We start from the raw sequence: 21,857 nt of genomic DNA, 5'->3' as shown, positions 1-21,857 counted from the left end.
CCGGATAACAAGGCAGGCTGCTGCTTGCGCTGTTTAGTCCCGGCTGGACCGCAACTTCGAGGAGGGTGCGTAACAGGTGGCGAAATTTAATTATTTATTCCCTGAGCTGGGCGAAGGTTTGCATGAAGGCGAAATCGTCAAAGTGCATGTGAAGCCCGGCGATAAAGTAACGGACGAAGATGTCATTATGGAAGTGCAGAACGACAAGGCGATTGTCGAAGTTCCTTGTCCGGTGAACGGCACGGTGCTGGAAGTCCGCGTGAAGGACGGCCAAGTATGCCATGTCGGCGAAGTGGTAGCGGTAATCGAAGCGGAAGGCGATATTCCGGAGCAAGCTGCCCCGGCCGAAGAAGCGCCTCAGGCGGCGGCTCCTGAAGCTGCAGCTCCTGCTGCCGCACCGGCAGCGGTTGGCGCAGCGCCTCAAGCGTCCGGCAGCCTTGTGCTGGCTACGCCAAGCGTTCGCAAATATGCCCGCGAGAAAAACATCGACTTGACGCAAGTAAACGGCTCCGGCAAAAACGGCCGCATTACGCGCGAAGACGTTGACGGCTTCGCAGGCGGCGCTGTACCGGCAGCGGCTCCGTCAGCAGTTGAAACGGCTGCGCCAGCTGCGGCAGCTCCTGCAGCGGCTGAAGCAAAAGCGGCTCCTGTCGCAGCCGGAACGCCTTACCGTCCGGAAGAACGCGTTCCGTTCAAAGGTATCCGCAAAGCGATCGCCAATGCAATGGTTAAATCGGTATACACAGCCCCTCATGTTACGATCATGGACGAAGTGGACGTAACCGAGCTTGTTGCATTGCGTGCAAAATATAAACCATACGCAGAGAAAAAGGGCGCGAAGCTCACCTACCTGCCGTTTATCGTGAAGGCTCTTGTGGCTGCTTGCCGCCAGTTCCCGATCATGAACGCTACGCTTGACGAAGCAAACCAAGAAATCGTGCTTCGCAAATATTACAACATCGGTATCGCAACCGATACGGACAACGGCCTGATCGTTCCGGTTATCGAAGATGCGGACCGCAAAAATATTTGGATGGTTGCCGATTCCATTCGTGACCTGGCTGTCCGCGGACGCGAAGGCAAACTTGCTGCTAACGAACTGAAAGGCAGCACCATTTCGATTTCGAACATTGGTTCCGCAGGCGGCATGTTCTTTACGCCGGTTATCAACTTCCCTGAAGTTGCGATCCTCGGGACCGGCCGCATCTCGGAAAAACCGGTTGTGAAGAACGGTGAAGTCGTTCCGGCTCCGGTTATGGCCTTGTCGCTCAGCTTTGACCACCGTCTCATCGACGGCGCAACTGCACAAAACTTTATGAACTATATTAAACAGCTGCTGGCACAACCTGAGCTGTTCATCATGGAGGTGTAAGGTAATGGTAGTAGGAGACGCTTCTCTGGATATCGATACTTTAGTCATTGGTGCTGGCCCCGGCGGTTACGTAGCTGCGATTCGCGCAGCTCAACTGGGTCAAAACGTGCTTGTTGTAGATAAAGAAAATGTCGGCGGCGTTTGCTTGAACGTTGGCTGCATTCCGTCGAAAGCACTCATCTCCGCAGCTCATCAGTACGAGTCGATCGGCCACGCTTCTGCATTTGGCATTGAAGCAAGCGGAGCAACCGTGAACTGGTCCAAAGTGCAGGAGTTTAAAAACGGCGTCGTGAAAAAGCTGACAGGCGGCGTTGCTTCCTTGCTGAAAGCAAACAAAGTGCAATACTTCAACGGCGAAGTAATGTTCATTAACGAGAACGAAGCGCGTGTGTTTAACGACCAGGAAGCTCCTCGTTACCGTTTCAAAAACTGCATCATCGCTACCGGTTCCCGTCCAATCGAGCTGAAAGCATTCCCGTTCAAAGGGCGCATCATCTCGTCGACCGGCGCCTTGTCCTTGCCTGAAGTGCCAAAAAGCCTGATCGTTATCGGCGGCGGTTATATCGGCATCGAGCTTGGTCAAATGTATTCCAAGTTCGGTACGAAAGTAACTGTAATCGAAGGCGGAGACACCATCCTGCCTGGCTTTGACAAAGACATGTCTTCCATCGTAGTGAAGAAGCTGAAAGGCACAAACGTAGATATCGTTACCGGTGCAATGGCGCAAAGCGCTGAGCAAACCGACAACGACGTAACGCTCACTTACAAAGTTGGCGATAAAGAAGAGAAAGTAACGGCAGACTACCTGCTTGTTACGGTTGGCCGCCGTCCGAATACCGATGGCGAGCTTGGTCTTGATCTTGCCGGCGTAAAAGTGTCCGACCGCGGTCTGATCGAGGTTGACAGCCAAACCCGCACAAGCAACCCGCATATTTATGCTATCGGCGACGTTATTGCTGGACCTGCTCTCGCTCATAAAGCGATGTACGAAGGCCGCGTTGCGGCTGAAGCGATTGCCGGACATCCAAGCGTTGTGGATTACAAATGTATCCCTGCGGTATGTTTCTCCGATCCGGAATGCGCTAGCGTCGGCTATACGGAAAAAGAAGCAAAAGACAAAGGCCACAACGTTAAAGTGGGCAAATTCCCATTTGCAATTAACGGCCGCGCCTTGTCGCTTAATGCAACGGAAGGTTTCGTGAAGCTGGTTTCCGATAAAGACAGCGGCCTTGTGCTTGGCGCGCAAATTATCGGCAACGAAGCTTCCAACATGATTGCCGAGCTTGGCCTGGCCATCGAAATGGGCGCAACGCTTGAAGATATCGCCCTGACGATCCATGCGCATCCAACGCTTGGGGAAATCGTTCTGGACGCTGCGGAAGTAGCGCTTGGACACCCGATCCACACGGTATCGAAATAAGATACGTACACCGGTTTGTAAAAAATGCCGTGCAGTCTATGCTGCACGGCATTTTTGCGTTTTCAGCCTGCTTACGTTCAGCCAAGCCGGGCCGGTTCTGCACCGAAACAGCTGCACTTCTTTTGTCCGGGCGAATAAGTTATTCCATAAGCGGAAACAACAGACATGTCTTGCGATAATAAGGAGGCATTTAAAGATGCAGGTTGCGGGAAAGCCGGCAAAGGACTCGCGTACGGTTACAACACAAATTATTTTTCCGGTGGATGCCAATCACAATGAAACGATGTTTGGCGGCAAGCTGATGGAAATTATGGATAAGACAGCTGCCATCGCGGCACTTCGCCATGCCCGGATGCAAGTCGTTACCGCTTCAACCGATTCGCTTGACTTTCTTGCACCGATCCAAGTTGGTGAGGCAATAGAAGCTGAAGCGTTCGTGACGTGGACCCACCGCACTTCAATGGAAGTGTTTGTATCGGTTATGGCTGAAAATGTGCAAACCGGCGAGCGAAAAAGAACGGTGACCGGTTTTTTTACTTTTGTGGCTATGCAGGACGGTAAACCGTCGGCTGTACCGCCCGTTATCCCGGAATCGGAATTGGAGAAGCATCTGTTCCAGACGGCAGGCGCCCGCTATGAGCTGCGGCAAAAGCGAAAACAGGACAGACAGATTGACTTATAAATGATAAAATAAAAAGACTTGGCCATAAATGATGAAGAACAGATACAAAAGGGGGAACCGTACAACATGGCTGTTCAAACCAGTGAATGGGAATACATGAACCTGCTTAAAGATGTGCTGGCGAACGGCGTTCGCAAAGAGGACCGGACAGGCACAGGAACGGTTTCGGTGTTTGGCCGGCAAATGCGGTTTCGTTTAAACGAAGGTTTTCCGCTTCTCACCACAAAACGAGTGCCTTTTAAGCTGATCGTCAGCGAGTTGTTATGGTTTATTAAAGGCGATACGAATATTCGTTATTTGCTGCAGCACAACAATAATATTTGGAACGAATGGGCGTTTAAAAGCTGGGTGGAAAGTCCGGATTACGATGGCCCGGACATGAGCGATTTTGGCCTGCGTTCGCAGACGGACGAGCTGTTCCGCGCCCATTATGAAGAGCAGATGGAGCGTTTCAAACAGCTTGTGCTTCACGATGACGCTTTTGCCGCGAAATATGGCGAGCTGGGCAATGTATACGGCAAGCAATGGCGGGAATGGCGTACAACCCGCGGCGATTCGATCGACCAGCTTCGGGATGTCATCCATGCGATCAAAACAAATCCGGATTCTCGCCGGCTAATCGTATCCGCCTGGAATCCGGAGGATGTGCCTACCAATATGGCGTTGCCGCCATGCCACACGATGTTCCAGTTTTATGTGAGCGAAGGCAAGCTGTCATGCCAGTTATATCAGCGCAGCGGGGATATTTTCCTTGGCGTTCCGTTTAATATTGCAAGCTATGCGTTATTAACGCATTTAATTGCGCATGAATGCGGACTTGAGGCGGGGGATTTTGTCCATACGCTTGGGGATGCTCATATTTACACGAATCATTTGGAGCAAATCGAGCTGCAGCTAACACGCGAACCGCGTAATTTGCCGGTGCTGAAATTGAATCAGGACATCAAGTCGGTGTTTGATTTTGAAGTTTCTGATATTGCCGTAGAGCATTATGATCCGCATCCGTCTATTAAAGCGCCTGTGGCCGTTTAATACTTAGCTCAGTAGTAGGCAAAGGAGGATGTGCAGTGTCTATAACGATGATTGCAGCCATCGACCAGCATAACGCAATCGGCGTCGAAAACGGGCTTCCGTGGCGGCTTCCTGCCGATATGGCGTATTTTGTGCGGATGACGACGGGAAAACCGGTATTAATGGGGCGCAAGACGTTTGAATCGTTCGGAAGTAAGCCGCTTCGCAACCGGAGAAATGTTATTTTGACCCGGCAGGATGGCGTAGTGTACGAAGGGGCGGAAACGGTAAGCAGCATAGAACAAGCGCTCCAGCTCATGCATGCCGACGAGGAATGGATGGTCATCGGCGGGGCGGAAATCTATGAGCTGTTTATGCCGTATGCAGACAAACTTCTGCTAACCGAGATTGCAACCGCGGTAGAGCGGGCGGATGCTTTTTTCCCGGAGGTAAAAAGCAGTGAATGGAAGCTCGCCGGCAGCGAGCAAGGCATCCAGGACGAAAAAAATCCATATGTTTATTTCTTTCAAACCTATATCCGTTTATAATAGGGATATACGGAAACTTTCTGAAAAATACGAACAATATGTAGGTTAGTGCAAATGATTATCCGGATAATCCATTAACGAACCTGAAACGGAATGATAGCATATTTTAAAAGCTTTTTTGATTGTTTTCGCCAAATATTTTAACTTTTCTTAGCGAATTAAGTTGTATATTTATGCGGTTCCAGATATGATTTTATAAAAAACAATTTTCGTATATGGTTTGCGGGAAAACGGATGGAGGAAATACGCTGATGTCTACACCAACTGGATTTATGAAATACCAACGAGAGATTCCGGCTGATCGAGATCCCGTTGAACGGATTAAAGATTGGGGAGAATTCCATAAGCATCTTTCAGACGATCAGCTTGCTACGCAAGGCGCTCGCTGCATGGACTGCGGAACCCCTTATTGCCATACGGGCATGGAACTTGCCGGTACGGTTTCCGGCTGTCCGATTAACAATCTGATTCCGGAATGGAATAATTTGGTTTATCGTGGTCTTTGGAAAGAAGCGCTTGACCGTCTGCACAAAACGAACAATTTCCCTGAATTTACCGGCCGCGTATGTCCAGCGCCTTGTGAAGGTTCTTGTACGGTTGGTCTGATCGGCGATTCGGTAACGATTAAGACAATCGAACAAGCGATCATTGACCGCGGTTTTGACGAAGGTTGGGTTGTCCCTCAGCCGCCTAAAATGCGCACGGGCAAACGTGTTGCCGTTGTCGGTTCCGGCCCTGCCGGCCTTGCAACTGCAGCCCAGCTCAATAAAGCAGGCCATCTGGTGACCGTATATGAACGCGCTGACCGGATTGGCGGATTGCTTACGTACGGTATTCCAACGATGAAGCTGGACAAGGCGGTTGTACAGCGCCGCGTTGATCTGCTTGCAGCAGAAGGCATTGAATTCGTGACCAATACAGAAATCGGCAAAGATATTCCGGCGGCAGAACTGCTGAATACGTTTGACGCGGTTGTATTGTGCGGCGGAGCGACCAAAGCTCGTGACGTCGAGATCGAAGGACGCGAGCTGAACGGCGTTCATATGGCGATGGATTATTTGAACGGTACGATTAAAAGCTATCTGGACTCCAATCTGGAGGACGGCAACTATATTTCGGCTAAAGGCAAAGACGTTATCGTTATTGGCGGCGGCGACACCGGTACGGACTGCGTCGCAACAGCGCTTCGCCACGGCTGCAAATCGGTAACGCAATTCGGTACGCATCCTAAAGCGCCGCTGACGCGCGATTCGATCAACAACCCGTGGCCGCAATTCCCGAACGTATATACGCTCGATTATGCGCATGAAGAAGCAAAAGCGCTGTTTGGCGAAGATCCTCGTGCGTTTTCCGTATTGACGAAGAAATTTGTCAGTGACGGCAACGGCAATGTAAAAGAGCTTCATACAGTGCAAATCGAACGTACCGTTGATGAGAACGGGCGTAAAGTATACAGAGAAATTCCAGGCACGGAAAAAGTATGGCCGGCGGATCTGGTGTTTATCGCTGTAGGTTTCGAAGGCCCTGAGAACACGCTGATCAATCAGCTTGGACTGGAGCAGGACCGCCGCTCGAACGTAAAAGCGAGATACGGCCAATATACAACAAACGTGGACAAAGTATTTGCAGCAGGCGATATGCGCCGCGGCCAAAGCCTTGTAGTATGGGCGATTAATGAAGGCCGCGAGGCTGCACGTGAAGTCGACAAATATTTGATGGGATCTTCGATGCTTCCTTAAGCGGTGAAAATCCAATATAATAATGTATTAGGAAGAAGCGCCTTCGGGCGCTTTTTTTCGGCTTGTCTGCTGGTATAGGATAAGTTTTTTTACCATGGGTTAGATGAGAACTTATACAAGGAGTATGGATATGATTAAATACGGATTAGACCGTATCACAGAGCTGAAATTCGAAGCGTTTTACGCTTCTTTAGAACGGCGTAATGAACAGCTGGTGGACGTTGAGCTGCGGTTTGCATTGTCTCCCGCCACTCCTGCCCCGGATGATCTTATTGATTTTACGGCGCTTGTCATATGCACGGTCCATGGCGATATTGCGCAAATCGTACCTCAGGATATCGGCTGCGATTGTGAATACCAGTTTACGGTCAGTGAAAAAGAGCAAATTGCAGCCTATATTTACAGGGAAGATGTGCAGCGGGAGATTCAGAATTTGCCCTCCCCAACCTAAGGAAACTTGTGGTAAAATCGGTTAGAGATGACGCAAAGGAGCGATTTCGTCATGCCTGCCGAAGCCCAAGACGCTTATGTTTTGTCGCCTGCAGATGTCCGTAACATACGCAGTTACGTACAGATGAAATATGCCGCCATGCCGCAGGAGAAGAAGGCGGAAATCGTCGCAGATGCGGTTGCACGCATTATTCATAGGCAGCTCCCTTCTTTTGAAGAAGCAACGAAAAAGCGCATAACGGCTGAATTGATCCGGAACGTCGTGCTGGAGCAGCAGCGCCCGGTCCGCTCGGAGCATATATTACAGGTTTGCCTAAAACTGGACTGGAAAAGCAGCCCAATCATGGCGCCCTTCCAGGAATGGGTGCTTAGCAAAGTGCAGCTCGCTGCGGACAAGCCTTGTTTTGTCGCGGCTGTGGAACAGATGCATAAGCAGGAGATGAGAGAGGAAGAGCAGACTTTTCAGCAATGCTGGCCGGAACTTAAGCTGTTGCTGGAGCAAGAAGGGGCTGTTCCGCTGGCAGCGGACGAGGAAGCAGTGAAACTGCCAGCCCAGGCCAATGTCATTCCGCTGCCGGGTTTGTCGCTTGTGCCGCCGCTTGCTGAGGAAACCGGCTCGCCATCGAAACTTCGCCCTTATTTGTACGGATTCATCTGTTTGCTGTTAATAGCGGCTTCGCTTTTTTACGGCTGGTCGTTAACGCTGCCTTCCCATGAGAAGCTGCAGCCTCCGGTTACGCTGGACAAGTTCAAGCAGGCTGACGCACAAGACGGTTTGCCGCAGGAGCTGCGGTATACAGATGTCGATAAGCAGCGCTTGGCGGATTATTTGGCGAAGCGTTCCTCTCTTCTAGCACAAGAGCCTTATTTATCGGCCATTATTGCAGTATCGAAGCAATTCGATATTCATCCTTTATTATTATTTGCGATAACGGGGCAGGAGCAAGGTTTTGTTCCCGCTACTCATAAACAAGCGGAGCAAATTGCCAATAACCCGTTTAATGTGTTCCATAGCTGGAAGGAATACAATACGAATATTACCGATTCGGCGGAGATTGCCTCACGCACGATTGTCCGGTTAAGCAAAGGACGCCCGGAAGGCGTCGACCCGTTCGCTTGGATTAACCGCGAATATGCGGAAGATCCGAACTGGTCGAAAGGAGTACGAACGATATTTGCGGCGTTGAAGCAGGAAGTAGAAACGCCCCATTAGCGAGGCGATGAATTGAAGACGTTAATTATTGCAGAAAAGCCGGACATGGGGCGCACGATTGCGGCCGTTGTAGAACCTAAAGCGGTCAATCGGCGCACCTATTTGGAAGGCGAGCGTTATATTATAAGCTGGGCAATCGGTCATTTGGTAACACTAGCGGAGCCTGATCAATACGATCCTCGTTATAAAAAATGGAATGATCAGGATTTGCCTATTATACCTGGCGCTTTCAAGCTGTGGCCGAATGCCCGCACGAAAGACCAGCTGAAGACGATAGGGGAGCTGGCAAAACGCTGCAACCGGTTAATTAATGCATGTGATGCCGGGCGTGAAGGCCAGCTTATTTTTCATTATATCCGGCAATATTTAAAGCTCCGCCAGCCGACCGACCGGTTGTGGATATCCGATTTGACAGCCGAGACAATCCGCAAAGGGTTTGACGCGCTGCGCAGCGATGATAGTTATACCCCGCTTACGAAAGCGGCGAAGGCACGCAGTGAAGCGGATTGGCTGATCGGCATGAATGCTTCGCGTGCGTTTACGATACGGCACAAAGCGTTATTATCGGTTGGCAGAGTGCAAACTCCGGTTCTTGCGCTGCTGTATGACCGGCATCAGGAGATTAAAGCTTTTCAATCGGAGACGTATTATGTCGTGCGAGCCGTTTTTGAGCAGGAGGGCTGCATATATAGCGGTTTATGGCAAGGAGAGCGGCTGACGGACCCGGCAAAAGCGGAAGCGCTGGCCCAGAAGGTGAATGGCAAACAAGGGCAAATTACGCAATATGAAGTGACGGAGAGCAAAGAGTATCCGTTCCGGCTGTATGACTTGACGTTGCTGCAGCGCGAAGCGAATGCCCGGTTTGGTTTTTCAGCGAAAAAAACATTAGATATTGCGCAGGCGCTGTATGAAAAACATAAAGTCATCACGTACCCGCGAACGAACTCCAACTATGTGACGGAAGAGAATATTCCCGTCATGGGCAAGGTACTGAACACTTTGCAAGGGACACAGCCCTATAGCGAGCTGGCGGCGGGGGCCGACCGCAGCCGTGTCCATAAAGGCAATAAGGCGGTATGCAACCCGTCCAAGGTTGAGGATCACCATGCGATATTGCCGACGCCCAAACGCGCATCCGGACTAAGCCAAGAGGAACAAAAAATTTACGATATGGTTGTCCGCCGGTTTTTGTCTCATTATTATCCGCCAGCCAGGTATAACAATCATTTGGTTATAACCGTTGCAGATCATGAAACGTTTCGGACCAAAGCGAAGGAACTGCTGGAGCCAGGCTGGAAAGTGGTGCTTCACCCGGAAACGGCTGAAGGAAGCACTGATAAGACAAAAGGGAAACGAAAAAAGGCCGAAGCGGAGCCTGATGAGGAAGAAGAGTTAATGACCGGCCCGCTGCGCGTTACGCCGGAGCAGCCGGTATGGTGCAAAGATGCGTCCTACACGGAAAAGGCAACGCAGCCGCCTAAAGCCTATACGGAGGGCACGCTGCTGAAAGCGATGGAGAGCGCAGGCAAAAGCGTCGAAGAAGACGAGCTGAGGGAAGCCATGAAAGACACCGGCCTTGGAACGCCGGCTACCCGTGCGGCTACGATCGAACGGCTGAAGCAGGTTGGCTACATATCTTTAGCTGGCAAGAAGCTGGAGATTACATCCAAAGGCTGTGCAGCTATCGAGCTGATTCGTGAGGCAGGCGTCGAGCTGCTTGCTTCACCGGCAATGACGGGAAGATGGGAGCAGCGTCTCCATCAAATTTCACGTGGCGAAGCATCCGATGAGCGTTTTATGGAGCAGGTGAAGCAATTTGCCTCGCTTATCGTCGAGAAGGTTCGCGTTCAGCGTCCTGCGATGCCGGGAACGTTTGAGGAGGAGTCCCGTGGAAGCAAACGTAGCGCAAAACGGACAGGCACAACCGGCAAAAGCACCGGAAAAACAGGTGCGAAGCAAACGGCTGCAGGCGCTGGCTCCCAGCGAGCAGCAACAGCCAGCCCGGGTACAAGTGCCGCAGAGGGAACAGGGTCCGTACGTTCAGCATCGTTCCGTTCCGGAGCTTGCAGCGCAGCAGCTGCAAAGAGCGCTGGCTCCAAGCGAGCAGCAGCTGCACCCGAGCAAACAGCCGGGCCAAAGCGAATTGCGGCTTGCCCGCGACAAGGATGCGGCGGAACGATTATTGAAGGAAAACGTGGGTATGGCTGCAGTGCATTCCGGACAGGTTGTACGTTTGTCATTTGGAAAGAGCAGCTTGGCAAATCCATATCTGCAGCGATGGCAAAATCGCTGGTGGAGAAAGGCGAGACAAGTTTGATTACTTTCAAAAGACCAAACGGCGGGGAGTCGTATAAAGGCAAGCTTGTTCTTGCCGACCGGTCTAAAGGCACCATCCAAATCGCCGCCGCCGTTAATGGAACGACTTAAGCAGCACAGACGCAAATCAGCTGAAAGCTCTAATAAAGATCGCTTCAAAAGATCACTTCCCCAAAATAACTGTCGGACGACAAGAACATCTATACAAAGGAAGTCGCATATACTGCGGCTTTTTTAATTGATGTATAGAAGTTCTTGTCATTTGCTCAAGACAAAGAACTTCTATACAAAGTTGTATTAGGACAAGAACTTTTATACAAATCCGTGACCCCGAAATGTTCGAGTCATTAAGCTAACGGGCAGGATAGTTCCAATATGTGGTATTATTAAGGGCGGGAGTTTTCTTGAATATAACTGCTCAATGGTGGCGATCAATTAAATGACAACGTATAAAATACAAGCTGTTTTTATTGATAGAGATGGGACTATAGGTGGTTCTGATCAAGTTGTTTATCCAGGTGTTTTTAAATTATTTTCTTCTGCAAAACAGTCAATTGATAAACTTAAGGATGCGGGCGTATCCATTTATTCGTTTACCAATCAACCTGGAATTTCACGTGGTGAAGCTTCAATAAATGACTTCCGGGACGAACTTCTCTCATTCGGTTTTGATAAAGTATACATATGCCCACACCAACATGAAGATCGTTGTTCTTGCCGTAAGCCCTCACCAGCTTTGCTTGCTCAGGCAGCACAAGACAATGATCTTGATTTAAAGAATTGCGCTGTTATTGGTGATAGGTGGACCGATATGATTGCTGCCAAAAGGGCAGGATGTACCAAAGTATTAGTAAAAACAGGTTCTGGCGAGAAGGATTTGGCGAAATACCTTAATAATCAATTTTTTGATGAATGGCTTGAAGCTGCTCCAGACCACATAGCTGAGGATTTATTAGACGCTGTCAAATGGCTATTAAAATAGCTATTCAACTAACGGGGAACAATAGTTGAATTAAACGACAAAGAAGAAACTGCTGAGTGATCAGCAGCTTCATTACGCTAACGAACATTAATACAAAATAAAGCAGCATCAACATTCAGTGAAAATATGGTAATAATCTCAACGTTAACGTATATTTTTGAAATAAAGCAAGGAGGGGATGCGGCTGAAAAGGATATCTTTATTGATTGTTCTTATTCTGATTGTAACGGGCTGCACTATGAATAGTGAAGAAAAGATGAATATGTTATTGCAGAAAATAAGAAATCCTGAATCATTTGAATTACTTTATAAAGAAAAAGTGGATGAAGGAATGTTTGTATTATTTCAAGATAATTCTGGATTCCGTCATGCATTCTTCTCAAATAAAACTGGATATTGGAATCCTAGTGCCAATACAGAGATAAATCCAAGAGACGGTTTTACTTGGGGAATGACTAACGATCCTAATATTTCTATATCGACTTTTGCGGGAGTAATTACAAATAATCAGATACAAAAAGTGATTATCAGACAGATGAATTCAGTTAAGCAAGCCAAAATTATTCAAACAGAACAAGGACGATTTTGGTTCCTTATTATCAACAAGCTAGATCCATCTATTCTTAATATTGAAGCATTATCAAGCGAAGATAACATCATTTGGAAGGACGGTGTATATGACGGAAAATACTACCGGGGAGTAACAGAGAATTATAGTGTAAATTATTGAGCTAACGGTAGACGATAGCGCTACAATGAAATAGTGCAGCCGGTACACAATCAGTGTCAGATGACAAGAACATAGTGACATTAATAGCCGCATAAATGCGGCTTTTTTTGTTTATGTTATCAAGTTCTTGTCAAAATGAAATGACGAGAACTTGATAATATTTCCGATAAGGACATTTATTTAGTCAGTTGAAGATAACAAAATCAGCGTCAGTTTAATTAACGGGAGGATAACGCAACAAATGGAACTTCTTTACGTCTAAAATTTCAGGAAACTATTGGGAAGAGTAAGTTTAGTGCACAATGAAGTAAATGTTACAATGGAAAAGAAATTACCTTTATTTATTGTAACCGGTTCAAGTGGTTCAGGTAAAACTTATGTAATGACTGAACTAAGAAGAATACTACCTAATGTAGATGTTTTTGACCATTGATAGCCTACTGGAATGTGGCATTACTGATGATGCAAAGATATTAAATGTTTGGCTTCGAGTAGCCCGTAATAGCTGAAAGCGGTCGAATTTCTATCATTTGTGGAACTGCAATGCCATGGGATGTAGAGAAATGCGTAGATTACTCTTACTTTAAACATGTGTATGAGCTCAACTTACATTGCGATGATTTGACTCGAGAAAAACGCTTGCGAGAGAGAAATTGGTCTAATGAGATGATCCAGGATTATAAAATTTTCGCTAAAGAATTATTTGAAATTTCCGATTCAGCATTTGACCCAGCTATGCCTACCGTTGTAACAACTGATAACGATGTAGAAGAAGTGGCAGGTCAAATTAAAGCTTGGGTTCTAAAGTACGCTAGCCAGAATTTTAACGAACACGACGTAAGCCAATACAGTCACGAATGCAATGGGCGTATATGAAATAATAAGTCCAAAAAGAAGACCTGAATGATTATAAAATCGGGGGGAAACAAAGAAGCTTCTACAACCACGTAAGCGGGTTTAGAAGCTTCTTTGTTTATTAGAAAGCCAGCCCCACTAGGGACTTACTTAATATTTAGCTGCGCCATATTACGTTCGCAACACATACTGCCGGATCGTATCCGGTACATCTACAAGCCGTTCCAGCGTATAAAATGCGCCTTTCGGTTCGATCGTCAACGGCACAATATTGTAATGCCACTCCGACTTGGCCAGCATATGGATGGCATGCAGTCCTGCTGTTAAAGCGGGGACGACATCTGTCCGCAATGAATTGCCGATCATCCAAGTATGGCTCCGGTCAAACGCGCCCCCGGATAATATAGCTTCCAGCGCTTCCGTATTTTTGTGCCGCCTAATATAGATACGATCGTCAAAATAGCGCTCCAGCTGCATATTAGTTATTTTACGCTTCTGAATAAGCAGCTCTCCGCCAGTATATAAATGAAGTTCGTGTCCCGCGCTTGCCAGCTTATCAAGCGTTTCTTCCATTTGCGGATAAGGTTCGGTTTCCAGCTCGTAAACACTGATTCCGGTTTTCCACAGCAGCTCTTCCTCCACGGCAGAGCGTGGGCGGCCGGTCAGATCGGAGAAATACCGGTAGCAGTCAATAAAAGATTGCGGGAAATGCTCGCTTTTAAATCCCATGACCGCGACACCTGCGATATCGATTTCCGTCTGTTTGTCCCGGACTGCATCGGGGGTTACTTCCTCGTATCCGGCAAACCAGGTTGTCATCTGATCCACAAACTGCTCGATTACCATATAAAAATATTTATTGCAGTGAATTAATGTATCGTCCAGGTCAAACAAAATATGCTGTTTCATCGTAAGCACGGCTCCTTCGACTAGTGTCGTAACCTCAATCTACCTTATGAGGAGACGTAAAGTCAACGGAGCTTTGTCCAGCCGGGTGAAATTCCGTTCACATAGTTTGCGGCAGAAAATCCCATAATAATACTGGAGGTGATGAAAATGCCATTCAATAAAGGCGAAAAAATACACAACCGGCAAAATGACTCCAGCATAAATGAAAAAGCTTCAAGCGTAAAGCTGAAAAAATTTGCCAACCGTCCGCCAAGCCTTAACGGCATTAATAAACAACTGCCATAACCGTTATCGGTCATCGTGTTTGCAGCCCGCAGAGGTGCGGCGTTGTGGATGGCCGGCAAGGTTAACGGGGTTAACAACCGCCGTCACGAACTGTATAAGCGGTTTCCCGGCTTCCGGCTCCATCCTGCAACAGCTGGGCTGCATGCAGAAGGAGGCGTGAACTAGCGGAAGAGGACGTATGCGAAGCGAGCCTCTTCCGTCAAGCGTATTTCTGCATGGACGCTGCCAGCTTGTTTTTTATATATTCAATACGCCTGCGCACATAAAAATCCATACTGTCGCCCTTCAGATCGTTAGGCGAGATTACCTCGTTTGCTCCGTTGTCAATAATGGTCAGTCCGCCATCGGCGTAAAACTTGAAAGTCAAATCCCTCCAAGGCCTTCCTTTCTCCATATAACGAAAATTTTCGCAGCGCTTATTCATGGTAATCCCGTCCTCCTTCAGGCGTATATCGCTTTTATAATATTCAGAACATTTGTTCTTGTTTTTATTATAGCAAACATCTGTTCGCGTGGAAACTGTTTTTTGTTTAATTTAAACTAGATTTATAGAGAAGAGAAGGAGCGCGAACATGATTAAAGTTAACCAGCTATCCAAGCGTATTCCAGGGGGGCCTCAAGTGCTGAAAAATATCAGCTTTACGGCTGAGGCGGGTGAATTTATAGCCGTTAAAGGTTTAAGCGGGAGCGGCAAGTCGATGCTGCTGCGCTGTCTGGCCATGCAGGAAAAATGGGACAGCGGCGAATATATCGTAGATGGCGTTAATGTGTTCAAGCAAGGTTTTGCCGGGAAGCTTAAGGTCCGCAAAGAAATCGCTTACCTGGAAGAGAAACCAAACTTATTTCCGAATAAATCCGGTTTGAAAAATGTAAGCATCGGTTCGGTCACCCAGACGCCGGCGTGGCGGCGGTGGACCGGGATGCTGCGCAGCGACGATTATATGGGCGCGATGGATATGATCGAGAAGCTTGGGCTGCTGGACAAAGCCCATCAGCCGGTAAATAAAATGAGCGGCGGCGAACGCCAGCGGATCGCCATCGCGCGGGCGCTGGTGCATGGCGCCAAAGTCATTGCGGCGGACGAGCCGGTATCCGGGCTTGATCCGCATACGGCCGATCAGGTGCTGGGCGATTTGAAAAGGCTGTGCAAGGAGCAGGGAGTTACCGTCATCGCAGTACTTCATCAGGGAGACTGGGCGGAGCGGTTTGCAGACCGGATTCTGGGGTTAAGCAGCGGCGAGCTGGTGCTTGATGTTCGAGGGCGGCGTTTGACCGAACGAGAAAGAATGCTATTCCGCTAGGCTGCATTGCAAAGCGGATGATGCTTGAATGGTGCAGCTGCGGAAAGGAAAGTCATGAGCCTTTGAAACAAAACATAGAATGTAACATCTTGCATTTAATAGGTGGGTGACATTGTTATGGCGTTTCAATCGCCGGTAGTCGTCCAGTCTTCAAAGGCGACTTTTCCGAAAGCAGAACTATGGATTCCGTATGTAAGCGGAGGGAAAAACCCGCAGGCTATTCATTCCATTAACCAGCAAATAAGAGAGGCAGCACAGGAGCTTGTAGCCAGCCAAGGCTCGCTTGACGATCCAAGGGCGGAGATGCAGGGCTTTTACGAGGTCAAAACAAACGAAAAAGATATATTGAGCTTGACGATTTATAATTACGCTTATACGGGGGAGCACACGGAATGACGCTGCAGCAGCCGCTTACATTCAGGGTGTCGACAGGGAAGGCCTACAGTCTGGAGCAGCTGTTCAAACCCGGAAGCGATTATGTCGCCAAGCTGTCGGGCATTGTGAAGAAACAGATCGAGGAGCGGAAAATCGAGACGCTCGAGCCGTTTGAGTCGATCCGTCCGGACCAAAGCTTCTATATCGCAGACCGCTCTCTCGTTATTTATTTTAACCTCTATGAACTTGCGGCTTATGTATATGGATTTATTTATTTTCCGATATCCGTCTATGAAATTCAGGATATAATCGACGAGCAAGGCCCGCTGGGTGCGATGCTGGTAAACGATTAATGCCGTTAACGACACAGCACGAAAAGGAGTCTACCGACATCATGATGGCTTTTCTTATCTTATTAACTGTCTCCCTGATCGCCGCTGTGTCCTTTATTTCGTTTGGCGTGCAAGTGAAAGACAAGCCTGGGCCAGTCGGCTTCCAGAATGAAACTGCCGCCTCTCCCGTTCGGGATCGTGGAGAGCTAACGGCTGCCGAGGGCTTGCGTTCGGTCCAAGCGATGCCGTCGCTGCTTATAGTGGATGACCAGAAAGCGCTGCGGAATATGCTCGCAGAGTGGTTCAGTTCGTTGGGTTGGGACGTTGCCGAGGCTGCCGATGGACAAGCGGCTCTCCATTATGCGGAACAGAAACGATTGGATTACATATTGCTGGATTTGTCGATGCCCGGCATGAACGGGCTGGAGACGCTTAAGCGGCTGCATGGGCAGGGGACCCGTGCGGGAGTCGTTTTGATGACCGCTTTTGCGGAACCTGAACAAATCGGCTGCGCCAGGCAGCTTGGCGTGCTTCATATCGTGCAAAAGCCTTTTGACGTCAAGGAGCTGCACAGCCTGTTCATGAGTGAGCAGGAGAAGAAGATGTTGTAGCAAAACAAACCTGCAGGCTGCAACAATGGAATGGTCGAATAGGCGGCTTCATACATTAGCGTAGGAGGTGATTCCATGCTTGGAATCGTTCTTGCGCTATTTGTGCTGGTCTGCTTTCTCATCTTGTCCGGCGCAATGGCCGCGCAAGGACATATCCGCAGGCACGCCGGTAAAGAGTCAACAGAGCATCCGTACGTCCGGATGGTGCAGGATAAATATGACTTAAACCGGTTTGGCATTGCCCAGCAGCTGAAGCGGGGGCTGAGAGGAGGAGCGGTCTTTAGCCATTCCTTTCATGTAATGGGCGGCATTGGAGCAGTGCTGCTGCTTGCGCTTCCGGCCGTTTCAACGGGCGGGCTGATCGTTATCGGCGTCGCGCTCCCGATTTTAGCTCTATTCGCTTTATTGGTCAATGCTTCGTTAGCCGAGCTTGCATCCGCTATTCCGACATCTGGCGGGCTGTATCACTGGGCATCGGCGCTTGGCGGAAGAAAATGGGGCTTTCACGCCGGCCTGCTTCATTTAGCCGGCTATTTGGCGATGCTTGCTTTTACGAATACAGCGGCGGGCTTGCTGCTTGCCGGCCTGCTGTCACAGCGATTTGGCCTGGCGGGATCGCCCGGCTTTCAGACGGCTGCAGTGCTGGCTGTTACGTTTGCACAGGCGGCCGTTAACCATTGGGGCCGGGCAGCTGCAATGTCAGCAGCCGGCGTATGGCTGCAAGCATTGGCAGCCGCAGTGTTGATCGCGGGGCTTGTATGGCTGGCATGGCCGGCTTTTTATTCGCCTTTTGTATTGGCTCAGCCGCTGGCGCAAGAATCCCATTCCGGAGCCGGCGCCCGTTTGTGGGCGGCTGCGGGCGGCGCTCTGCTGCTGCAGAAGTTATTTACAGGCGGCGAAGCGGCATCGCATGCTGCAGAAGAGGCGGTAAATCCGCGCGTACAGGTGCCGTGGGCGGTTTATTTGGCACCGGCTTACACCTTTATTATGGCGTATTGCATGCTGGCCGCAATGGCGCTGACTCTCCCTTGGTTTGCAGCCGGTGCGGGGGGAACCGCTCTGGACCCGATCGGTGCGGGGGGAATTATTCATTTTGCTCCGGTTATGGGAGCGATCGCAGCCGCAGCTTTAGGGCTGAGCGGCTTCCAAACGATGACGGCCTGCTCGCGGCTCCTATTCAGCATGTCGCGCGACGAGGCGCTTCCGTTCAGCCGAACTTGGGCGGCGGTCGGGAAAAGAAGCTACACGCCTTACGCTGCCGTCTGGCTGTCCGCAGTATTGGCGTTTACTGCAGCTGCCCTGTCGCGTTTAGGGATGGGTTCCGGTTCGCTTGTTTTTTGGCTTGCGGTATCTTTGCTGGGCGCTCACCTATCCGCTGCCATCGTGCTTGCGGTGAAGCTGGCTGAAGGAAATAACCATCCGCTGCTCCGGGACGGGATATGGAAGCTGGGCAGGTGGGGGAGAGGGGCAGACTGGCTGGCATTTGGCTGGCTGGTTGCCATTACTTCAATCGCGGCAGTTGCTTTAAGTTTAGCTGCGGCAGCCTGCATGGCTGTCTGCTGGGCGCTAATTTGGCTGATGGACCGCAGAGTCCGCCATCGCCATTTGTCGGCCATGCAAAGCAGGGTTAAGACTATTCGAAAAGAAACGGTCAGAATTGAGCGAAAATTTCGTTTTTAAACGATGAAGCCGCGAAAAAGCTTGGGAAATGACGGGTTATTTCGCGTCCTTTTATTTCCCGGGGAAGCGCAATTCTCAACACAAACATTTTCTTTTCGACACCGCTTTCCGTTGCGATGTGACAGATTGTGTCAAAATGCTTTGCCTGCTCAAGGAAATAACCGTGGAAATGCAAACTTTTTTTGCCAGCTGAAAAAGGGAATGTTTATAATAAAGACGTAGCAAACACGGGAAATGAGAGGAATCAACTAATATGACAAGCGGACGTATGGAGACGACAATCGTTTCATTGCAGATCGGACAGCCAATTGCAGTGAAGCACGGTTCCAAGGAGGTGGAAACGGCTATATTCAAGCAAAAGTCCGCAGCCATCCATCAGCTGCATGTGGAAGGCCTGGACGGGGACGGGCAAGCGGACCGCAAGCACCACGGCGGGCCGGATAAAGCGGTGTGCGCTTATTTTGAAAAAAGATTCGGTTACTGGGAGCGTTATCTCGGTCATGAAGTCGAAGCCGGGCTGTTTGGCGAAAACTTCACCTTGTCCGAATGGACCGAAGACGATGTGTGCATCGGCGACATTTGGGAAGGCGCAGCTATTGCTTTGCAGGTGAGCCAGCCGCGTGTTCCGTGCTTCAAGCTGGGCATTCGCAACGGCAATCCGCTAATGCCGGCGGAAGCGTCAAACACCGGATATACCGGCTTTTATTTCCGGGTGCTGAAAGAAGGAACTGTTCGTGCCGGCGACAGTCTGCAGCTCGTTCACCGGCCGGAATCGGCCGTAACGATAGCAGAAGCAAACCGGATAATGCACGTGGACAAAAACGATAGGGATGGCATCCGGCGGCTGCTGGGCATGGAGGAGCTAGCTGCCGCGTGGCGCGAGCAGCTGGCCGCAAGGCTGGACCGGCTTATGAATGAAAGCTTGGGAGGAACGCAGCATTGAAGCAGCAGGAGAAGAAGCTCCAGCATCATCTGGATATAATGCTGGACCCTACGCAAGCCGAAATCGAATCGGCGTTGTCCTACTATTCGCTTGGCGGCCGTTACAAGGTCGAGGAACGCGACAGCGGGATGAATAATACAACACGGCTTGTAACCTGTGAAGACGGCAGCTCGTATATGCTCCGCATTTATAAAAACCATTGCGATCAAGCCGTCGTGGAATTGGAGCATGAAATATTAACGGCCTTAAATGAATCGGCGTTCCCGCTTTATGTTCCGGTGCCTGTTGCCAACGGGCATGGAAATACCGTCACAGCAACGGCAGGAGGCGCGCTTGCGGCCTTGTGCCGGTATATACCGGGATCAAGGCCGACGGTACGGAACGATGCCCAGCTGTATTCGCTTGGCAAAGCGGCCGGCCAGTTAAGCCGGGCATTTGCCGAGCTGCAGGTGAACGGCCGGCCGCTGTATGATCCGTATTATTTGCTGCCGCAAACCTATAAAGCGTTAGAGGGGACTGATTTTCAGTCGCTGGCGGCGTATTCGCCTAAGTTATTGGCAGGCGTGGAGGCATTAACCCGGCTGCAGCATGAACGGGAAGCAGCCGGGAAGCTGTGTGAAGCGGCCAAAGCGTTGCCGCCGCACTGGATACACGGCGATTTGGTTATGAACAATACAGTAGCGGCAGGGGATGAAATTATCGGCCTGCTGGATTTCGAGTTCAGCACGGTGGACATCCGGCCGATGGAGCTGGCCGTAACGATGGGGGATCTTGTGCAGGCTCAAGCGGACGAGGCGCTGGAGCGGATAAAGCTCTATTGCCGCGGGTTCCGTTCGGTTGCCTCGCTTTCAGATGAAGAAGCCGGACTGATTCCGGGCCTGATCAAGCTCCGGATGCTGGATGTTTCGCTGCATTTTACGAACCGCTTCCAGGAGGGGCTCGATCCGGTGGATGTATTGGAGGGCATTGTGCTTGGGGCAAGCGGTACATGCAGCTGGATCAACCGGCATGAGCGGCAATTGGTAAGCCTGCTGTCAGGCAGCTAAAGCGGCTGGGCACCGCTTATTTGCCGGCAAGCAGCTCTTGCTGCCGGCAGACAGCTTACCTGCCGCCGGAGCCCGACGCGCTTTTATTTGTAAACGTGAGGAGTGGCCGGTATGGCAAACTATCGTGCAAGGACAACGGGGGAAGCGCTTGGTTACGGCAGCGGGGAACGGCTGCTTATTATTCATGCGGACGATTTTGGATTATGCCATTCCGTGAACCAAGCGGTTGGGGAGCTGCTTGACGACGGCACGGTAAGCGGCGCATCCATTATGATGCCGTGCAGCTGGGCTAAAGAAGCAGCGGATTGGTGCGCGGCGCGCAAAGAGGTTGACGTTGGCGTTCATTTGACGTTTACGAGCGAATGGGAACCTTACCGGTGGGGACCGGTCAGCCATACGGAAGCAGCCCCTTCGCTGCTTGATCCGCAAAATTATTTCCCGAGAGATTGCCGCACGTTTGAGCTGCAGGCTGATCCTGCGCAAGTGAAAGCGGAAGCGAGAAAGCAGATTGAAATGGCATTGCAGCTTGGCCTGCAGCCTACTCATGCCGACAATCATATGGGCAGCTTGTACGGACTTGAAACAGGCAGGCACTTCTTGCCCGTTGTGTTTGAATTGTGCGCGGAATACGGGCTGCCGTTCCGGCTGCCGCGTTTCGTAACCGGCGATCAGGGGCAGGCTGCGCCTCCCGAGCTTGCCGAGCAGGCGCGGCAGCTGGCTGCATATGCAGAGCGGATGGGCGTCGTTATATTGGATTATTTGGTCACTCTACCTTTCCGCAAGCAGGAGGAGGAGACGTACGAGTCGTTCCGCCAATCCATGAAGCAGCTGCTTGCCGGCATAAAGCCGGGTGTAACGGAGTTGTATATTCATCCGTCCTATGTGACGGAAGAACTGCTTGCTTTCCATGGTTCCCCGGAAAAAAGAGGATGGGAAAAGCAAATTTTCCGCGAGCCGGACATTCGGCAGACGCTGGTTGACGAAGGCATCCGGGTCATCGGCTGGAGGGAGCTGCAGCAGCTGCAGCGTGCCGGCAAAGCTTAGTGCCGGCCTGGCT

The 21,857-nt window shown here is 50.2% G+C and carries 23 protein-coding genes; 20 read left to right on the top strand and 3 right to left on the bottom strand.

The features are described 5' to 3' along the window. Nucleotides 1-76 precede the first annotated feature (76 nt). From ET464_RS06080 to ET464_RS20245, 12 genes are all read left to right on the top strand, one after another. Nucleotides 77-1,372 carry a dihydrolipoamide acetyltransferase family protein gene (locus tag ET464_RS06080; RefSeq protein ID WP_129439178.1) on the top strand — a complete coding sequence of 432 codons (1,296 nt, stop codon included), beginning with the start codon at nt 77-79 and terminating at the stop codon, nt 1,370-1,372. 4 nt (nt 1,373-1,376) lie between these two features. Beyond that, nucleotides 1,377-2,792, top strand: coding sequence for a dihydrolipoyl dehydrogenase (gene lpdA / locus ET464_RS06075; RefSeq protein ID WP_129439176.1), 1,416 nt, complete (start codon nt 1,377-1,379; stop codon nt 2,790-2,792). Between the two features lie 196 nt (nt 2,793-2,988). After that, nucleotides 2,989-3,474, top strand: coding sequence for an acyl-CoA thioesterase (locus ET464_RS06070; RefSeq protein ID WP_129439175.1), 486 nt, complete (start codon nt 2,989-2,991; stop codon nt 3,472-3,474). A gap of 66 nt (nt 3,475-3,540) precedes the next feature. Next, nucleotides 3,541-4,506 (top strand): thymidylate synthase, encoded by a 966-nt coding sequence (locus tag ET464_RS06065; RefSeq protein WP_129439173.1) that lies wholly within the window; start codon nt 3,541-3,543, stop codon nt 4,504-4,506. A 35-nt stretch (nt 4,507-4,541) separates the two neighbouring features. Then, nucleotides 4,542-5,033, top strand: a complete 492-nt coding sequence (locus ET464_RS06060) for a dihydrofolate reductase (protein ID WP_244226694.1) — start codon at nt 4,542-4,544, stop codon at nt 5,031-5,033. A gap of 251 nt (nt 5,034-5,284) precedes the next feature. Beyond that, entirely contained in the window at nt 5,285-6,772 is a 1,488-nt protein-coding gene (locus ET464_RS06055) for a glutamate synthase subunit beta (RefSeq protein ID WP_129439171.1), read from the top strand. A 130-nt stretch (nt 6,773-6,902) separates the two neighbouring features. Further along, nucleotides 6,903-7,223, top strand: coding sequence for a hypothetical protein (locus ET464_RS06050; RefSeq protein ID WP_129439169.1), 321 nt, complete (start codon nt 6,903-6,905; stop codon nt 7,221-7,223). A 51-nt stretch (nt 7,224-7,274) separates the two neighbouring features. Then, entirely contained in the window at nt 7,275-8,435 is a 1,161-nt protein-coding gene (locus ET464_RS06045; protein WP_165279926.1) for a glucosaminidase domain-containing protein, read from the top strand. Between the two features lie 12 nt (nt 8,436-8,447). Continuing rightward, nucleotides 8,448-10,862, top strand: a complete 2,415-nt coding sequence (locus tag ET464_RS06040; protein ID WP_129439164.1) for a type IA DNA topoisomerase — start codon at nt 8,448-8,450, stop codon at nt 10,860-10,862. Between the two features lie 328 nt (nt 10,863-11,190). Further along, nucleotides 11,191-11,733 (top strand): HAD-IIIA family hydrolase, encoded by a 543-nt coding sequence (locus ET464_RS06035; RefSeq protein ID WP_129439162.1) that lies wholly within the window; start codon nt 11,191-11,193, stop codon nt 11,731-11,733. 178 nt (nt 11,734-11,911) lie between these two features. Further along, entirely contained in the window at nt 11,912-12,463 is a 552-nt protein-coding gene (locus tag ET464_RS06030; RefSeq protein ID WP_165279925.1) for a hypothetical protein, read from the top strand. A 543-nt stretch (nt 12,464-13,006) separates the two neighbouring features. Beyond that, a complete protein-coding gene (locus ET464_RS20245) occupies nt 13,007-13,339 on the top strand; it encodes a hypothetical protein (RefSeq protein WP_244226693.1) in 333 nt (110 codons plus the stop codon). A gap of 150 nt (nt 13,340-13,489) precedes the next feature. Here the strand turns inward: ET464_RS20245 and ET464_RS06020 are convergent, their stop codons facing one another. From ET464_RS06020 to ET464_RS06015, 3 genes are all read right to left on the bottom strand, one after another. Continuing rightward, on the bottom strand, nt 13,490-14,227 hold the full coding sequence (locus tag ET464_RS06020) for an HAD family hydrolase (protein ID WP_129439159.1): 738 nt from the start codon (nt 14,225-14,227) through the stop codon (nt 13,490-13,492). Nucleotides 14,228-14,289: 62 nt separating this feature from the next. Then, nucleotides 14,290-14,526 carry a hypothetical protein gene (locus ET464_RS19760; RefSeq protein WP_165279924.1) on the bottom strand — a complete coding sequence of 79 codons (237 nt, stop codon included), beginning with the start codon at nt 14,524-14,526 and terminating at the stop codon, nt 14,290-14,292. Nucleotides 14,527-14,711: 185 nt separating this feature from the next. Continuing rightward, entirely contained in the window at nt 14,712-14,936 is a 225-nt protein-coding gene (locus tag ET464_RS06015; protein WP_129439157.1) for a hypothetical protein, read from the bottom strand. Between the two features lie 148 nt (nt 14,937-15,084). Between ET464_RS06015 and ET464_RS06010 the strand changes: the two genes are divergently transcribed. The 8 genes from ET464_RS06010 to ET464_RS05980 all read left to right on the top strand — a co-directional run bounded on the left by ET464_RS06010 (nt 15,085) and on the right by ET464_RS05980 (nt 21,844). Beyond that, nucleotides 15,085-15,813 carry a phosphonate ABC transporter ATP-binding protein gene (locus ET464_RS06010; RefSeq protein WP_129439155.1) on the top strand — a complete coding sequence of 243 codons (729 nt, stop codon included), beginning with the start codon at nt 15,085-15,087 and terminating at the stop codon, nt 15,811-15,813. Nucleotides 15,814-15,930: 117 nt separating this feature from the next. Then, entirely contained in the window at nt 15,931-16,209 is a 279-nt protein-coding gene (locus ET464_RS20240; protein ID WP_244226692.1) for a PdaC/SigV domain-containing protein, read from the top strand. Beyond that, nucleotides 16,206-16,541 (top strand): RsiV family protein, encoded by a 336-nt coding sequence (locus ET464_RS20235; RefSeq protein WP_244226691.1) that lies wholly within the window; start codon nt 16,206-16,208, stop codon nt 16,539-16,541. Before ET464_RS20240 ends, ET464_RS20235 begins: the two co-directional genes overlap by 4 nt. A 41-nt stretch (nt 16,542-16,582) precedes the next feature. Further along, the gene (locus tag ET464_RS06000; RefSeq protein ID WP_165279923.1) at nt 16,583-17,131 is read left to right on the top strand and encodes a response regulator; all 549 of its coding nucleotides are present in this window, start codon (nt 16,583-16,585) and stop codon (nt 17,129-17,131) included. 75 nt (nt 17,132-17,206) lie between these two features. Continuing rightward, nucleotides 17,207-18,811 (top strand): amino acid permease, encoded by a 1,605-nt coding sequence (locus tag ET464_RS05995; protein ID WP_129439151.1) that lies wholly within the window; start codon nt 17,207-17,209, stop codon nt 18,809-18,811. A 253-nt stretch (nt 18,812-19,064) separates the two neighbouring features. Then, nucleotides 19,065-19,754, top strand: a complete 690-nt coding sequence (locus tag ET464_RS05990) for an MOSC domain-containing protein (protein ID WP_129439149.1) — start codon at nt 19,065-19,067, stop codon at nt 19,752-19,754. Continuing rightward, nucleotides 19,751-20,800, top strand: a complete 1,050-nt coding sequence (locus tag ET464_RS05985; protein ID WP_129439147.1) for a phosphotransferase — start codon at nt 19,751-19,753, stop codon at nt 20,798-20,800. The genes ET464_RS05990 and ET464_RS05985 overlap by 4 nt, the downstream gene beginning before the upstream one ends. A gap of 111 nt (nt 20,801-20,911) precedes the next feature. After that, on the top strand, nt 20,912-21,844 hold the full coding sequence (locus ET464_RS05980) for a polysaccharide deacetylase family protein (RefSeq protein WP_129439145.1): 933 nt from the start codon (nt 20,912-20,914) through the stop codon (nt 21,842-21,844). Nucleotides 21,845-21,857 lie beyond the last annotated feature (13 nt).

Origin of the sequence: Paenibacillus protaetiae (genome assembly GCF_004135365.1) — a bacterium.
Taxonomy (GTDB): Bacteria; Bacillota; Bacilli; order Paenibacillales; family Paenibacillaceae; genus Paenibacillus_AP; species Paenibacillus_AP protaetiae.
The sequence above is the reverse complement of the archived record's forward strand: the minus strand, read 5'-3'. Positions and strand labels throughout refer to the sequence as shown.

Excerpts from the sequence above, each read along its gene's own strand:
- lpdA (WP_129439176.1), top strand. The coding sequence starts at position 1,377 with ATGGTAGTAGGAGACGCTTCTCTGGATATCGATACTTTAGTCATTGGT.
- ET464_RS06070 (WP_129439175.1), top strand. The coding sequence starts at position 2,989 with ATGCAGGTTGCGGGAAAGCCGGCAAAGGACTCGCGTACGGTTACAACA.
- ET464_RS06065 (WP_129439173.1), top strand. The coding sequence starts at position 3,541 with ATGGCTGTTCAAACCAGTGAATGGGAATACATGAACCTGCTTAAAGAT.
- ET464_RS06055 (WP_129439171.1), top strand. The coding sequence starts at position 5,285 with ATGTCTACACCAACTGGATTTATGAAATACCAACGAGAGATTCCGGCT.
- ET464_RS06050 (WP_129439169.1), top strand. The coding sequence starts at position 6,903 with ATGATTAAATACGGATTAGACCGTATCACAGAGCTGAAATTCGAAGCG.
- ET464_RS06045 (WP_165279926.1), top strand. The coding sequence starts at position 7,275 with ATGCCTGCCGAAGCCCAAGACGCTTATGTTTTGTCGCCTGCAGATGTC.
- ET464_RS06035 (WP_129439162.1), top strand. The coding sequence starts at position 11,191 with ATGACAACGTATAAAATACAAGCTGTTTTTATTGATAGAGATGGGACT.
- ET464_RS06030 (WP_165279925.1), top strand. The coding sequence starts at position 11,912 with ATGCGGCTGAAAAGGATATCTTTATTGATTGTTCTTATTCTGATTGTA.
- ET464_RS20245 (WP_244226693.1), top strand. The coding sequence starts at position 13,007 with ATGCCATGGGATGTAGAGAAATGCGTAGATTACTCTTACTTTAAACAT.
- ET464_RS06020 (WP_129439159.1), bottom strand. The coding sequence starts at position 14,227 with ATGAAACAGCATATTTTGTTTGACCTGGACGATACATTAATTCACTGC.
- ET464_RS19760 (WP_165279924.1), bottom strand. The coding sequence starts at position 14,526 with ATGACCGATAACGGTTATGGCAGTTGTTTATTAATGCCGTTAAGGCTT.
- ET464_RS06015 (WP_129439157.1), bottom strand. The coding sequence starts at position 14,936 with ATGAATAAGCGCTGCGAAAATTTTCGTTATATGGAGAAAGGAAGGCCT.
- ET464_RS06010 (WP_129439155.1), top strand. The coding sequence starts at position 15,085 with ATGATTAAAGTTAACCAGCTATCCAAGCGTATTCCAGGGGGGCCTCAA.
- ET464_RS20240 (WP_244226692.1), top strand. The coding sequence starts at position 15,931 with ATGGCGTTTCAATCGCCGGTAGTCGTCCAGTCTTCAAAGGCGACTTTT.
- ET464_RS20235 (WP_244226691.1), top strand. The coding sequence starts at position 16,206 with ATGACGCTGCAGCAGCCGCTTACATTCAGGGTGTCGACAGGGAAGGCC.
- ET464_RS06000 (WP_165279923.1), top strand. The coding sequence starts at position 16,583 with ATGATGGCTTTTCTTATCTTATTAACTGTCTCCCTGATCGCCGCTGTG.
- ET464_RS05995 (WP_129439151.1), top strand. The coding sequence starts at position 17,207 with ATGCTTGGAATCGTTCTTGCGCTATTTGTGCTGGTCTGCTTTCTCATC.
- ET464_RS05990 (WP_129439149.1), top strand. The coding sequence starts at position 19,065 with ATGACAAGCGGACGTATGGAGACGACAATCGTTTCATTGCAGATCGGA.
- ET464_RS05980 (WP_129439145.1), top strand. The coding sequence starts at position 20,912 with ATGGCAAACTATCGTGCAAGGACAACGGGGGAAGCGCTTGGTTACGGC.